The sequence below is a fragment of the Nannocystis punicea genome (genome assembly GCF_026965555.1).
Lineage (GTDB): Bacteria > Myxococcota_A > Polyangia > Nannocystales > Nannocystaceae > Nannocystis > Nannocystis punicea.
Genome location: NZ_CP114040.1, coordinates 6927185 through 6941553, shown reverse-complemented (window position 1 = coordinate 6941553; position 14369 = coordinate 6927185). Strand labels below are relative to the sequence as shown.

At 72.0% G+C, this 14369-nt stretch carries 11 protein-coding genes; 6 read left to right on the top strand and 5 right to left on the bottom strand.

Going from position 1 to position 14369, the window contains the following annotated elements; genetic code table 11:
• Positions 1 to 318 precede the first annotated feature (318 nt).
• Complete coding sequence (locus tag O0S08_RS26770) at positions 319 to 1818, top strand: hypothetical protein (RefSeq protein ID WP_269032121.1); 1500 nt, start codon at positions 319 to 321, stop codon at positions 1816 to 1818.
• A gap of 225 nt (positions 1819 to 2043) precedes the next feature.
• Positions 2044 to 2877, top strand: a complete 834-nt coding sequence (locus O0S08_RS26765) for a dienelactone hydrolase family protein (RefSeq protein ID WP_269032120.1) — start codon at positions 2044 to 2046, stop codon at positions 2875 to 2877.
• A 91-nt stretch (positions 2878 to 2968) separates the two neighbouring features.
• Here the strand turns inward: O0S08_RS26765 and O0S08_RS26760 are convergent, their stop codons facing one another.
• On the bottom strand, positions 2969 to 5143 hold the full coding sequence (locus O0S08_RS26760) for a hypothetical protein (protein WP_269032119.1): 2175 nt from the start codon (positions 5141 to 5143) through the stop codon (positions 2969 to 2971).
• Between the two features lie 161 nt (positions 5144 to 5304).
• Here O0S08_RS26760 and O0S08_RS26755 point away from each other — a divergent pair, with 161 nt between their 5' ends.
• The 3 genes from O0S08_RS26755 (at position 5305) to O0S08_RS26745 (ending at position 9120) form a co-directional block, all read left to right on the top strand.
• Complete coding sequence (locus O0S08_RS26755; protein WP_269032118.1) at positions 5305 to 6801, top strand: hypothetical protein; 1497 nt, start codon at positions 5305 to 5307, stop codon at positions 6799 to 6801.
• Between the two features lie 139 nt (positions 6802 to 6940).
• A complete protein-coding gene (locus O0S08_RS26750) occupies positions 6941 to 7471 on the top strand; it encodes a hypothetical protein (protein WP_269032117.1) in 531 nt (176 codons plus the stop codon).
• Between the two features lie 341 nt (positions 7472 to 7812).
• Positions 7813 to 9120, top strand: a complete 1308-nt coding sequence (locus O0S08_RS26745) for an amidohydrolase family protein (protein WP_269032116.1) — start codon at positions 7813 to 7815, stop codon at positions 9118 to 9120.
• Positions 9121 to 9337: 217 nt separating this feature from the next.
• Here the strand turns inward: O0S08_RS26745 and O0S08_RS26740 are convergent, their stop codons facing one another.
• Complete coding sequence (locus tag O0S08_RS26740) at positions 9338 to 11194, bottom strand: NHL repeat-containing protein (protein WP_269032115.1); 1857 nt, start codon at positions 11192 to 11194, stop codon at positions 9338 to 9340.
• 163 nt (positions 11195 to 11357) lie between these two features.
• Here O0S08_RS26740 and O0S08_RS26735 point away from each other — a divergent pair, with 163 nt between their 5' ends.
• Complete coding sequence (locus O0S08_RS26735) at positions 11358 to 11711, top strand: hypothetical protein (protein WP_269032114.1); 354 nt, start codon at positions 11358 to 11360, stop codon at positions 11709 to 11711.
• A 482-nt stretch (positions 11712 to 12193) separates the two neighbouring features.
• Here the strand turns inward: O0S08_RS26735 and O0S08_RS26730 are convergent, their stop codons facing one another.
• The 3 genes from O0S08_RS26730 to O0S08_RS26720 form a co-directional block, all read right to left on the bottom strand.
• Complete coding sequence (locus O0S08_RS26730; protein ID WP_269032113.1) at positions 12194 to 12676, bottom strand: hemerythrin domain-containing protein; 483 nt, start codon at positions 12674 to 12676, stop codon at positions 12194 to 12196.
• A 23-nt stretch (positions 12677 to 12699) separates the two neighbouring features.
• Complete coding sequence (locus O0S08_RS26725) at positions 12700 to 13212, bottom strand: hypothetical protein (protein WP_269032112.1); 513 nt, start codon at positions 13210 to 13212, stop codon at positions 12700 to 12702.
• Positions 13213 to 13781: 569 nt separating this feature from the next.
• The gene (locus tag O0S08_RS26720) at positions 13782 to 14093 is read right to left on the bottom strand and encodes a hypothetical protein (RefSeq protein ID WP_269032111.1); all 312 of its coding nucleotides are present in this window, start codon (positions 14091 to 14093) and stop codon (positions 13782 to 13784) included.
• Between the last annotated feature and the right edge of the window lie 276 nt (positions 14094 to 14369).

The following is a 14369-nucleotide window of genomic DNA, read 5'->3' as shown; positions in this document are numbered from 1 at the left end:
CGCGGCCGCGCGTGCGAGAACTCCGGGCAATGGCGGGATTCGACCGCAACGCCGGCGCAGCGGCGGCCGGCGTGACCGCGGGCCACGGGCGCTTGGTCGGGGGCTCGCCCTGTCGCGCGTCGGGCCGCGCGCTGCCCACAATGAGGATTCCGACATCGCGTGCGCGCCGGCGCGGGGGGCGGCCGCGCGCAAATGCGGCGATTCGGGCGACTGCCGGCCCGCGGCGCGAGTGCTTGCATTCGCGCCGGCGGCCGCCGACGAAATTCCCGGGGGCCGCTGTTGCCAATTCACCGCGCTTAACGGATATGGTGCGCCCGCATGATTAAGACCATCTCTTCATTCGCCCTGCCGCGCCTCTCGGCCGGCGCCCTGTTTACATTCAGCGCCTCGCTGCTGTCTGCTGGTTGCCCCGCGGACACCGGCGACACGACCGCGACCGGGACCGAGACCGAGACCGAGACCGGCACCGACACCGACACTGGCACCGACACCGCCGGCCCGACCACCTCGCACGTCGACCCGACCGACACCGGCGGCCCGACGACGTTGACGACGACGACCGAGACCACCGCGGAGCCCGAGACCACCATCGGGCCGACGACCGAGACGACGTCGACGACCGAGGCGACGACGACGACCGGCGAGACGACGGCGGTCGACACGACGACCGGCGAGACGACGGCGGTCGACACGACGACCGGCGACACGACGACCACCACCGGCGCGGTCGAGACGACGACCACCGGGGACACGACCACGGACACGACCACCGGCGACACGACGACCGGCGGGCCGATCATGCCCGAGGACTGCCAGGAGCTGCCGCTCCTCGGGATCGAGCTGCTCAGCCAGCAGGAGTTCCAGCTCGAGAGCGCGATGCCGGTGCCGTGGATCCGCTCGCCCTCGACCCAGGACAGCATCACCGGCGACCCGGCGCTGTTCGACCTGCTGCGGATCCTCTTCGACGGCGACCTCGCCGTCGGCGTCCACGCCCTGGATCCGGACCCCAACCACGCGATCCCCAACAACATCCAGTCGTACCTGCCCGTCAGCAGCTCGGCGGTCGTGTATCAGGAGGATCTCGAGGCCAACGTGTACAAGAAGGTCTTCGTCGCGGTGTCCGGCGAGCTCGAGATCGTCGAGATGGTGTCGCCGCACCAGACGCAGGGCGTCGTGCGCTACGTCGAGCTGCGCGAGATGGTCAAGAACGGCGACCTGCTCGAGCCGGTGGAGGGCGGGGCGTGCTGGTGGATCGACGAGGCCGAGTACGACGTGCGGCGGCCGAACGGCTGCTCGCCGTTCACGGACGACGCCTGCCCCGCGGACCAGTACTGCATGCCGGTCAACGCGATCGGCACCGACGGCGTGTGTGTCACCGGCGGCGCGAAGAAGGAGGGCGAGGGCTGCACCCTCGTCGATCCGAACGGCTGGGACTCGGACTGCGAGTCCGGCCTGCGCTGCGTCGACTTCGGCAACGGCGACGAGTGCGGCAAGGTCTGCGACGTGCTGTCCGACGCGCCCGGCTGCCCGGCGGGCACGCACTGCGGCGGCGGCTACAACCTGTGCCTGCCCGAGGCGACGCTGCAGATGAGCGGCATCGACCCGGCGCCGCTCGGCGAGCCGTGCGTCGACACTCCGACCGCGCTCTACTGCGGCGGCGAGGGCCGGCCTGGCCACTGCTACGACGACGACGGCCAGGGCTCGAAGTGCCTGCCGTGGGTGTCCGCGCCGTCGCAGTGCCCGGCGGAGCAGACCTCCGGCTACGTCGCCTACAAGGGCGGCATCGACCGCTCGACGCTGTGGTGCCTGACGCCCTGAGCGTGACGACCGGTCGCTGAGCTCGGGCGCCCGCGCCGGCGAGGATCTCCTCGCCCGGCCGCGGGCGCCGGTGCGCAGGGGCTCCGGCGATCGCGTGCGCGCCGGTGGGTCGGGGTTCTCGGCGCTCGCGGAGTGGATATGTCCGAAGAGACAGGTGTCTGCGGACCGCTCGCGCCGCTTGTCCGTCGCGCGCGGGCGCGGGCATCATGCGCGCAGGAGAGGTTCATGGCCAAGCCGAAAGCCCCCGAGGGCGACCTGTTCACGTACGCCTGCGAGGCGTTCTCCCACGCCGGGGTCGCGCACCCGGTGTACCGCAAGGGCGCGGGGCCGGCGGTCCTCGTGATCACGGAGATGCCGGGCATCTCGCCGCAGGTGCTGGGCTTCGCCGATCGGCTGGTGGCGATCGGCCTGTCGGTGGCGCTGCCGCAGCTGTTCGGGACCCCGGGCTTCGACGCCGCGAAGGCGAGGCCGCTGGCGCGCCTGCGCGGCGCGGTCAAGGTGCTGGCGGAGGTGTGCGTCAGCCGCGAGTTCACGATGCTGGCGACCGGCCGCAGCTCGCCGGTGGTCGACTGGCTGCGGGCGCTCGCGGTCCACGAGCACGGGCGCTGCGGCGGACCGGGCGTCGGTGCGGTCGGCATGTGCTTCACCGGCGGCTTCGCCCTGGCGATGGCGACCGAGCCGCGGGTGCTGGTGCCGGTGCTGTCGCAGCCGTCGCTGCCGCTCGGCCTGACCGCCCGGAAGCGGCGGAGCATCGACTGCGGGCCGGACGAGCTGGCGACGGTCGCGGGCCGGTGCGCGCGCGAGGGCCTGCAGGTGCTCGGCCTGCGCTTCCACGGCGACCCGCTGGTCCCGCCGGAGCGGTTCGCGTTCCTGCGCGAGCGCCTCGGCGACGGCTTCGTCGCGGTCGAGCTCGACCAGCGCGACGGCCACCCCGAGGAGCTGTTGAAGAAGCACCACTCGGTGCTGACCGGCGGCCTCGTCGACGCGCCCGGCGAGCCGACTCACGCGGCGCTGCAGCAGGTGCTCGACCTGCTGCGGCGCCGGCTGCTGCCGGCGTGACGGGCTGTCCGCGAGGGCATGTCCGTCACGACAGGCCCTCTCGGATAGGTTTTCGGGGACATGCTCCCGAGGACATGTCCTCGAGATCGCCTCAGAGGTCGACGACCTCGAGCGGCCAGCCGCGGGCGACGGCCACCGCCGTCTCGGTGGCGGCGAGCGGGATGGAGCCGTGCAGCGGGGCCGGCTCGCCCTTGCCGCCGAGGACGAAGGCGTTCAGGGCGGTGACGACGACGACGCCGCGCTTGCCCCCGGTCGGCAGCAGGCGCGTGATCGGCGGCGTGACGATCTCGCGGGCCGGCAGGGGCGTCTCGCCGCACGGCTCGCCGTCGACGCCGAACCAGTGGAGCGTGGCGCCGCTCTTGATGACCAGGCGGCTGCTGCCGTCGAACTGGCACAAGTACCCGTCCAGCTCGATCCGCGCCAGCTCGCGGCCGGCGTGGGGGTCGTAGAGGACGAAGGCGTCGTGCTCGCGCGACTGCCAGGCCACCCGCCGGCCGTCGGCCGAGAACGTCGGCCAGTCGCCGTCCCACGGGGCCGGGACCTCGCGGAACGCCGCGCCCTCGCGGACCCAGCAATGCTGCACGTGGCCCTTCTGCGAGTCGTAGATCGAGGCCTTGAACAGCGAGCCGTCGTCGCTGGCGAGCAGGCCGCCGGAGTTGAGGAAGTCGTCGGCCGGGACCTTGCCGAGCTCGGCGATCACGCGGCCGCTCGCGTCGAGCTCGACCAGCCGACCGTCCTCCCTCTCCCCGTCCTCGTTCTCTTCGCGCAGCATGGCGAAGGCCCCGCCGGTGCGCTCGATCGCAGCGGCATTGTGCACTCGGATCGAGAGCTCCTCGCTGCCGGCGGCGGTGAAGCGGAACGCCCTGTCGTTGCTGAGCCACACCAGGGCGGCGTCGCGCCCGAGCGGGATGCCGTCGTCGAAGTACTGCCCGTACTGGTAGGCGCTGGCGAGCACGGCCCCTGTCGGCGCGCGCAATTCGGCGGTGTGCCGGGACTCGGAGGAGGCGACGATCAGCCCGCCGCCGTCGCGGGTGACACGCGGGTCGGGCACGCCCTTCGGGAGGGTCTGACTGAAGCGCACGCTGCCGTCGAGGCCGAGGTACAGCGCCTGATCCTTGTTGACGCGGGCGAGCAGGCCGTCGGCCGCGGCGGTCGAGCCGAAGTCGTCGACCTCGGCGATCGGCCCGGCGAAGCGGATGCCGTCCGGCGCGAGCGTGGCGACGAACAGGCGGTTGCCGCGGCGCGCCAGCGCGGCGACGGTGCCCTGGGCGTCGCAGTGCATCACGCCGATCACGGAGTCCTGCGGGATCTGGGTCTGGTGCTTGCGCGCGACCTTGCCGTCGGCGTCGGCGAAGACCACCGCGCCCCTGGCGGTGCCGAACACGAACGCGCCGGCGGCCGTGTCCTTCGCCAGGGCCGTGATCGGGCCGTCGGCCGACGCGACGGTCGTGGCGATCGCGCCCTTGCGCAGCACCGCGACCGCGGCCGAGGTGGCGACCGCGATCACGTCCTTGCCGACCGCGGCGAGGCCGACCACCGGGCCGTCGACGCCGGCGAGGCGCACCAGCGCGGCGGCCTTGCCCGGCTGCCAGGCGGCGACGCTGCCGTCGGCGAAGCCGAGCAGCGCGCGCGTGCCGTCGGCCGCGATCGCGGTCACCTTCGCACCTGTCTCGAGGGACACCTCGGCGACCGGCTCGCCCTCGCGATGGGCGCGCAGCTCGGTGCGGCCGGCGGTGACGAGCACGTCCTCGGCGAGCAGGGTGAACGCCACGAGGCCGAGGTGCTGCGCGGCCCAGACGGGCTTGCCGAGGGTCGTCCGGCCGCGCTTCTGCGTCACCTCGTGGGCCTCGACCGCGCCGCTGTCCCAGCCGATCACGAGCTGCGTGCCCTCGGCGGTGAAGGCCGCGCCGACGCGACGGGCGGTCGCGGCGTAGGCGGCGGTGTCGCGCGTGTCGCCCTTCTTGATCTTCTTCAGCCAGTCGGCGTCGCGCAGCTTCAGGGTGAAGGTGGCGCTGGCCTTGGGCACGCTGGCGCGCGCCGACTCGAGGCACTCCGCGACGTAGTCGTGGAGCTCGCCGGGGCTGTCGTTGGGCGGCAGGAAGTCGGATTGGCCGACGGGGCCGGCCGCGCCGAGGGCGGAGAGGCAGCGCAGGGCGAGGATCGGGCAGAACGAGACCGTGCAGCCCTTCTCGAGCGAGCGCACGGTCAGCTTGATCTCGGCGCCCTTGAGCGCGGTGACTTTGACGGAGTGAATGGCGGTCGACATGGCGGGGGGCGCCGACCATCCCATCGAAATGTTCGCTTGCGCATCAGGCCGCGGCCTTAGGTGACGGGCCGGATCGCCTGGAGCGACGGCAATCCGAGCACTGCGCGGCGCTTGACCGCGGTGGACCCCTGCGGGATATCACCCGGATGCACAAATGTTGCGTGGGGCTTTTACTCATCCTCGCGGTCGCGTGCGGCGACAACGGCGGCGTGGCGACCCAGAGCGCCACCGATTCGGACTCCGGCACGGCGGGGACGATGATCACGACCGACGGGAACACGACGCAATCGACCGGGGAGGTCCCGACCACCAGCGGCGAGGGCTCGGACAGCGCGTCCGACAGCCAGACCGGCGAGGCGAGCGAGACGGCCGGTGAGAGCGCGACGGACGGCACCACCGACAATGTCGTGACCGACACCGCCGCGACCGAGACGACGAACACCGCCACCGAATCGTGCGTCGACGAATGCGCGCAGGGCGAGCAGCAGTGCGACGGCGCCGACGGGGTGCAGGTCTGCGGCGCCGGCGAGGCCGGCTGCCTGGTGTGGGGTGAGGCCGAGGCGTGCCCCGGCGGGCAGACCTGCCAGGACGGGGCGTGCGCGGCCGGCTGCGAGGACGCGTGCGAGGCCGGCGGCGCGCAGTGCCTGGGCGACGGTGTGGCCAATTGCGTCGAGGACCCGCGGTCGGGCTGCACCGTGTGGTCCGACCCGGAGCCGTGCGACGACGGCGAGTCGTGCGTCGACGGGGTGTGCGCCGGCCCGACTGTCGATTGCATCGACGACTGCGAATGGACCGACCAGGGCGTGGCCGCCAACATCGATCTCTACGGCGTGTGGGGCAGCAGCGCCACGGCGGTGTGGACGGTGGGCAAGGCCGGCTCGGCGCTCTACTACAACGGCAACACCTGGAAGGCGGTCGACACCGGGATCCTCACCCGCCTCGATTGCGTGCAGGGCAGCGGGCCGGACGACGTCTATGCGATCTCGAGCGACGGCAAGCTCATCCGCTGGGACGGCGCGGAGTGGACGCTGATCAGCAACCTGGGGGTGGACGATCCCGGCACGTCGTCCTGCCTGTCGGTGCTCGGCCCGGAGGACCTGCTGGCGATCGTGTTGGACGACGACTACGACGTCGCCCTGTGGCGGGTCCAGAAGGGCGTGAAGACCGAGATCGGCGGCTGGAACGCCGACGTGCTGCCGCCGCTCGGCGTCAAGGAGGTGAGCGTGGCGGTGACCGCCTTCTCGCCGACCAGCCTGCTGTCCAGCACCGGCCACGTGTGGCGCTGGGACGGGGTCAAGGCGGTCGATTTGCAGGTGCCCCAACACGCGTACGGGCTGTGGGCGACGGCGGTCGACTTCGCCTACGTGGCCGGGCGCAACATCGGGCTCGGCGCGCGCTGGGACGGGCAGGCGTGGAAGTCGGTCAATCCGGCGCTCGACGGTTATCTTCATATGTTCACCGGCTCGTCGGCGCAGCGGATCTTCGCCGTCGGCGAGCAGAAGGCCGACGGCTCGGGGGCGATCGTCGCGTTCGACGGCATCGGCTGGAGCCCGGCGGCGGTCCCCGCGGAGGCGCAGGCGCTGTTCGCCGCCTGGACCGCGCCGACCGGCGAGGTGTTCGCGGTCGGCAAGGGCGGCACGATCGTGATCGGCGAGTGACGCCCCGCGCGGGGCTCGACGGCCCTGCGCGCCGGAGTGCGTCGACCTCGACGGGTGCAGGGCGAGCTCGCACCCAGGGCGTCGCCGCGGGCTCACGGCCATGGGTGCGCCGCGCGGGGCGGCGCGCTATCCTGGGTGCATGAAGTACTTGGCTTGTTCAATCATGATCCTGGCCCTGTCCGGATGCACCGAGAAGGGCAGCGAACCGGGCACCGAGAGCGAGACGTCCGAGACGGCGGGCACCACCGAGCTCGACACCACGACGACCACCGGCGACGACCCGTCGACGACGACCACCACGTCGGAGACGACCCCGACCTCCACGAGCGAGCCGGACGAGACGACCGGGACCGAGAGCAGCGGCACGACTGCGCCGCCGATCGACGAGGATTGCGCGTTCCTGATCGGCAAGTCCTTCGAGTCGAAGAAGCAGTTCCCGTGCGGGCCGCCGCCGCCCGAACCGGAGGCGCCGACCGAGTCCTGCCCCGACCAGGTCAGCTTCACCGCCGATTCCTTCGACTACCAGAGCGGGGACTACGGGGTGGGCGGGACCTACACGTGCGAGGGCGGGACGATCGTCGGCGAGGCCGAGGGCCAGAAGTACCAGGGCACGATCGACGTGGCCGCGGCCGAGCTGGTGTGGGACGGCGAACAATACGACATCGAGTGACGGGAAAAACCTGGCCTTCGGGACATTGAGGGCACCCCGCCGCGACCTGTGCATGCGTGCAGGGGCGGCGGGGACGGAGATCGACGCGACGACACGCCGATCGACGCGTGGCGCGATCTGCCGGAGGAGACGGCCGGTCGATCGGGGACGACGGGCTGGATCGCCGACGACACCGACGCCCCGTCGGGCGGGCGACGACGGGCCGGCGCGTGGCGCAATCCGTGACGCCGAGGCGCGACCTCGCGGGCGGGCGGACGGCGCCCCGGGCGGTGGCTGGCGTCACGACGCGCGGCCGGGCGCGAGACGCCGCGCCGTCTTCGGCCTACGATCCGTTGCCCGCCATGCGCCGCCTCGCCGTCCTCGCCGCCGCCCTCGCGCTCGCAGTCACATGTCTCCTGGGACATCCAGGTTCGGCGTCGGCCGCTCCGCCGCCGCCGGCCGCGGGCAAGGCGTACCTGCTCCGCCCGGCGCGGGTGTTCGACGGCGCCGGCGACCAGGCGCGCGCGGGCTGGGTGGTGCTGGTCCGCGGCGACCGGATCGCGGCGGTCGGGCCGGCCGCGCAGGTCGGGGCGCCCGCCGACGCAGAGATCGTCGAGCTGCCGAACACGACCCTGCTGCCGGGCCTCATCGAGGGCCACTCGCACCTGCTGCTCCACCCGTACAACGAGGCGTCGTGGAACGATCAGGTGCTGCGCGAGCCGCTGACGGTGCGCGTGGCCCGGGCCACCAACCACGCCCGCGAGACGCTGCTGGCCGGCTTCACGACGGTGCGCGACCTCGGCACGGAGGGCGCGGCGGAGGCCGACGTCGGGCTCAAGCAGGCGATCCAGCAGGGCATCATCCCGGGGCCGCGGGTGCTGACGACGACGCGGGCGATCGTCGCCACCGGCACCTACGCGCCGCGAGGCTTCGCGCCGGAGTGGCACGTGCCGCAGGGCGCGGAGGAGGCCGACGGCGAGGACCTGGTCCGGGTGGTGCGCGGGCAGATCGGGCGCGGCGCCGACTGGATCAAGGTCTACGGCGATTACTCGTGGGGCCCCAGGGGCGAGCCGCTGCCGACGTTCTCGCCGGCGGAGATGGAGCGGATCGTGGCCACCGCGCGCGACGGCAAGCGCCCGGTGGTGGTCCACGCGAGCACGCCCGAGGGCATGCGGCGGGCGGTGCTGGCCGGGGCGGAGACGATCGAGCACGGCGACCACGGGACGGCCGAGGTCTTCCAACTGATGGCCAAGCGCGGGGTCTACCTGTGCCCGACTCTGGCGGCCACCGACGCGATCCAGCAATACGCGGGGTGGAAGAAGGGCGCGGCCCCGGAGCCGCAGGCGATCCGCGACAAGCGGACCAGCTTCCGCGCGGCCCTGAAGGCGAAGGTGCCGATCTGCAACGGCAGCGACGTCGGCGTGTTCACCCACGGCGACAACGTCCGCGAGCTCGAGCTGATGGTCGACTACGGGATGAAGCCGGCCCAGGCGCTGCGCGCGGCCACGTCGGTCAATGCGCGGATGCTGCACATGGCCGACAGCATCGGCCAGGTCAAGGCGGGCCTGCTCGCCGACCTCGTGGCCGTGGAGGGCGATCCGACGGCCTCGATCGCGGCGCTGCGACAGGTCCGCTTCGTGATGAAGGGCGGGACGATCCACCGCCGGTGAGCGTCGACGGCCCACGACCCGGCGCCGACAATCGCTGCATGCTCGCTCGATCGGGCGCCTGCTGCGGGGATGATTCGCGGGCCTGGGCGTTGCGGCGGCGCTGCTCCTGGCGGTGGTCGTGAGCGCGGTGGTTTTCGCGCGAGCGGGCCCCGAGCTCGATATCCTGAGAATGACCTTCAAGACATGTCTTGAAGGTCATTGACAGGACTTGGACCTGTCACGGATCGAGGACGACGACGAAGCCGTCGCGGCCGCCCTTGCTGGTCTCGGGGCCATCGCCGAGGTCGATCTCGGTGTAAAAATTGCCGACGGCGGCGACGGCTCCGGCGGCGGACGCGGCGACGTGGGCGCCGTACTGCTCCTGCAGGCCGCCGAAGCGCTTGCTCCACCCGGGCAGGCCCGTGGGGCTGAACTTGGCGACGAACACGTCGCGGTACTGGATCGCGGTCAGCGGGTCGGTGCCGAGGTCGCAGGTGTTGCGGAAGGTGCCGATGGCGACGACGTTGTCGAGGTCGTCGACGGCCACGCGCTCGGCGATCGAGCCGCCCTCGCACAGCTCGCGGCTCCACAGGTGGTCGCCGTCGGCGTCGAACTGGGCGAGCCAGCTGACCACGACGTCGCCCTCGAGGGGGCCGCCGCCGAAGTCGAGGACGCCGCTGGTGCCGCCGGTGAGGGTTACGCGGCCCTTGCTGTCGACGGCCAGGCCGCCGACGTCCTGGCTGCCGGCGTCGCCCCAGCGCTTGCCCCACAGGGCCGTGCCGGACGGGCTGAACTTGAGGAGGAAGATGTCCTCTAAGCCGGCGCTGGTGAGCGGGCCGGTGCCGGGGTCGAAGCTGCCGCGCAGGCCGCCGGTGACGTAGACGTTGCCCGCGGCGTCGGGCGCGACGCCCAGGCCGACCTGCCACTGGGGATCGCCGAAGCCGTGGCTCCACACGTGCGCGCCGGCGCCGGTGAACTTGGCGACGAATAGATCGATGCCGCCGAAGCCGACCAGCGGGGCGCCGCCGAGGGCGAGCGAGTTGTAGTAGACGCCGGTCAGCAGGATGTTGCCGCCGGCGTCGATTGCGAGGTCGAGGGTCGCCGCGTCCTCGCCGGACTGGAACGACTTGCTCCACACGTGCTGGCCGTCGCCGTCGAGGCGCGCGAGGAAGAGGGCAGTCTGCAGGGTCGGGTTCTTCAGCGGGCCGCCGCCGAAGTCGAGGTCGCCGTAGAAGACGCCGCTCAAGACGATGTCGCCGTTGGCGGCGATGGCGAGGCCGTATTCCGGACCGCCCTGGTAGTCGCCGTCGCCGAAGCGCTTGCTCCACAGGATGGCGCCGTCGGGCGCGAACTTGGCGAGGAACACGTCGTAGCCGGCGTTGACCAGCGGGCCGTCGCCGAAGTCGATGGGGCCGTTGCCCCACGCGGCGACGATGACGTTGCCCTCGGCGTCGAAGGCGACCCGCTCGCCCTCGTCGTCGCCGCTCTGGCCGAAGGTGAGGCCCCACGCGAATTCACCGTCCCCCTGGCAGGGGTCGAGGCCGTCGCAGCTCTCGTCGCCCGGCTCGTCGCAGGTGTCGGGCGCGGGCACGACCTCGCCCTCGCACGGGCCCCAGGTCTCGTCCGGGCCGCACTCCTGCTGGCCCGCCACGCACTCGCCGACGTCGAGGGTGTCGTCGGGGCCGCTGTAGCAGCTCTGGGTGGCCCCGGGGGTACATTCGCCGACGACGCCGGTGTCGGTGGTGTCGGCGGTGGTCGAGGTGGTGGTGTCCGTGGTGTCGGCGGTGGTCGAGGTGGTGGTGTCGAGCGTGGTGGTGTCGTCGGTGGTCGAGGTGGTGGTGTCGAGCGTGGTCGTGGTGGGATGGGCCGCGGTGGTGTCTTCGCTCGTCGACGAGGTGGTCGGATTCGCGTCGGTCTCGCTGCCGGGCTCGGTGGTGGTCGGCGCGATCGTGGTCGCAGTCTCGGTGGAGGTCGTCGAGGTCGTGGTGCCGGGGTCGGTGGTACCCGTGGGGTCGGTAGCGGTCGACGCCGACGGATCGCCCGGACAGGCGGCGAGCAGGGCAGGAGAGAGCAGACAGAAGCGAGTCCAGTTCATGGCCAGGCGTATAACCCATGCCGATCGTCGATGTTGCTAGGACAAAAGTCGAGAATGCGGGCGAGAGCGGGGGGCGAGGGCGTGGGCTGGGGCTCCGCGACCCGAGGTTCCGGATGCACGAATCTCGCGCCCGCGAGCGGCGGTTGGGTCTATCATGAGTGGAATGGCTCGTCCTCGCGCGCGCAGGCTCGTGCTCACAATCGTCGCTTGCCTCGCGGTGGGTGCGTACTTCGTCTATCCGTACGCGGTGGTGGCATACCTCGCGCGATCGATCGCGGCGGCGACGACCGCCGAGGCGGAGACGGCCGCGCTGTGCCGGGCGAACCAGTGGTTTCACGCGGGCAGGACGCCGACGTATTCGGTGGCGACGCACGACCGCGACGGCGCGGAGCTGCGGCCGTGGCAGGACGGGTCGTACGATCGAGTGGCGAAGGTCACCCTGACGTGGATGACCGGTCAATCGGTGGAGCGCGTCCTGCTGACCCGGGACGGGCTGGATTGTGTGTTCGGTGAATGAGGAGGCGCTCGCGCTGCTGTCATTCGTCGTGAAGCGCCGGGTTCGGTCGCCGATGGTGCCACGCGGTCCGAACGCGGACCGCTCGTGGCAGCAGGTCGCTGAAAACCCGCGCCGGAGCCGGCGAGGCCGCCCGAGCCGTTCGCTAGAAGGGCCGGGTTCGGTCGAATTGAGCCATGTTCTGTCCGAAGGGACATGCCGGTCTCTGCCGGCCGGGAACTCTTCAGAAATGGGCTGAGTCGCGCGGTCTCGTGCGGGGTCCGGCGAATGCGCGACGAGGTGCTCGCGCGCCGTCATGCGTCGAGGCGCGGCCGGTTCGGTCTGGAAGACGCCTCGCCTGCAGGGCCGAGCGCGTGCCGTTCGTGTCGCGGGAGGGGGGAGCGCACGAACGGCACGCGCCGGAATCGAGGGGTGCGAGCGCGAGCCCGTAGGTTCGGTGCTGCGCCGATTGCGGCGAGTCGGGTGAATGACGCCACCCGGGGGCGTCATTCGGCGGCGCCGCGCTGGTCCTCGGTCGTCATGGCCTGCATGGCCTCGTCGCGCGCCTGCGCGTATTCCTCGGCGAGGCCGGCGGCTTCGCGGTCGGAAAGCAGGTTGCGGGCCAGGGGGAACAGCTCGCCCTCCTCCTCGTCGACGTGGTGACCGACCATGTCGACGAGCACGTGGACCTTGGCCGTCCACTCCTCGTCGCGCGGGGACATGCCGCCCAGCTCCTCGAGCAGGACGTCGACCTGGCGGTGCTCCTCGAAGCTCACGCTGATCTTCTCCGCCGTGGTCTTCTCGCCTTGCAGGCGCGGGTAGACGACGGCCTCCTCGCCGCGCGAGTGGGGGACCAGCTTGAGCCGCACCTGGTTGAAGAGGTCCTCGGCGGCGCGGCCCTTGGCCTCCTTGAGCCGGTGCAGCAATTCGCCGACCTCCTCGTGCTCGCGCTTCAGGATGTCGTAGATCTGGGGCTTGGCCTTGTTCATGGTGGGTCTCCTGGTGAATGGGTTCAGGGGATGGGGATGCGTCGGATCGCCGACGGCGAGGCGAGGCGTTCGGGGCGATGACCGGTCAAGCTGCTGAGATCGCGGTGCAGGCGGGCGCGCTCGGCGGTGAAGCAGGCGCCGAGGCCGGTCGCCTCGCGGTCGCTGAGCGCCACCCTCGCCGAGGAGAACAGGCCGCGCTCCTCGTCGCGCAGGTGCTGCGCCAGCTCCTCGCACAGGGAGGCGATCGTCGGCCGCCAGCGGACGTCGTCGGGCGGGACGCGCTCGGCGTCGAGGAGCCGCTCCTCGAGCCGCCTGTGCTCCTCGAGCCCGTCGAGGGCCCGCTGCTGGGTGGTCTTGACGTGGATCAGGTAGCTGTAGAGGACGGCGGCGGCAGCCCGAGCGTAGGCGACGTACTGCCGCCTCAATTGCTGGAACGGCTGCAACGGGTCGGCCCCGGGCTCGAGGCCGCGGAGGCGGACGATGGAGCGCTGGAGCCGCTCGTGCTCTTCGCGCAGGTGATGGAAGATCGAGGCCATGATGTCGCTCCTCGGGCCCCCGCGAGCTCGGCGATACCGGCTGCGGGCGCTCGATCGAGCCTTGCGCCGATCCGTTGCATGGGCAACGGCCGGCGGCCGGCGGGCGAGGACGGCCGGCCGGTCTGTGGCGATTCATCGCTCCCTGCGATGGCGCGGCGCGGGGACGCGGAAGAGACCGCCGCGGCGCTCGCAGGACGAAAGGTCACTGTAAGGCCGCTCCTGCTCTGCGCGCAGGACGCGACCTCGGACGAACCCCTGGTTTCACAGACAGGCACAACTGTCGACTGCGGGTCGCGCTCACGAGCGGGAGCGAAGAAGCGGGCGCCGCCGCGAATCCTCGGATCCGGCGTGAATCACCGCACCTCTCGCCGGCCGTACGGGTGCGCCTCGCGGCCTCGCTACGCACGAGGCTCGCCTGGGACCGCCGGTTGCTCCGCATGGCCCGTCACCGCGACGAGAATCGTCGCAGTCGGCCGCACGCGCCGCGAGATCGCCGCGCCGCGGGGCGATGTCCATCTCTCGGACGTCGGGTCCGCGGGGCCGTCGTGTCCACCCTTCCTCGGCGGCCCTCAAGTCAGTGACGGTATGAGGAGATCGACGTCCCACGGCTCCGGTGAGAGGCCGTGGCGCTCGCGCCAGGCCTCGATGCACCCGGGACACCAGGCCTGCATGACCTCGGCGGTCCGACGAAACACGACCTTGTCGTCGACCGTCGCCGACAGCACCTGCTCGAGCGTGCGCTTGCAGTCGGGGCAGATCCACGTCTCGGCGATCCAGAGCACGGCGATCAGGACGATCGGTCGGTCGTTCTTGCAGGCGTCGAGGACGTGCCGACAGATGCCATGAATGCCGTGGTTGCCGTGGCGTTCGCAGCTGAACATGCCCATTGCGCTGCTTCTAACAGGCCGCGCGGGCAGGGTCCAGCCGTGGAACTCGCCCCCCGACGAAGCTCGCTGCGGGAGGCGGCGCGTCGCAGCTCCGCGGCCGCCGAGGCGCCCGAACTCGCCCTTCAGCCGCAATTTCGACGCTCGATCGCCGCCCTCGGGCGCTCCGCGTGGTTTCGTCGGCGAACGGGACCTCGGGTCGATCGTCGGCGTCGGACCGCGTGTGGCGAGCGGGCCGCTGCGGGGGCGTCTCATCGATGCATCCCGCGAGTT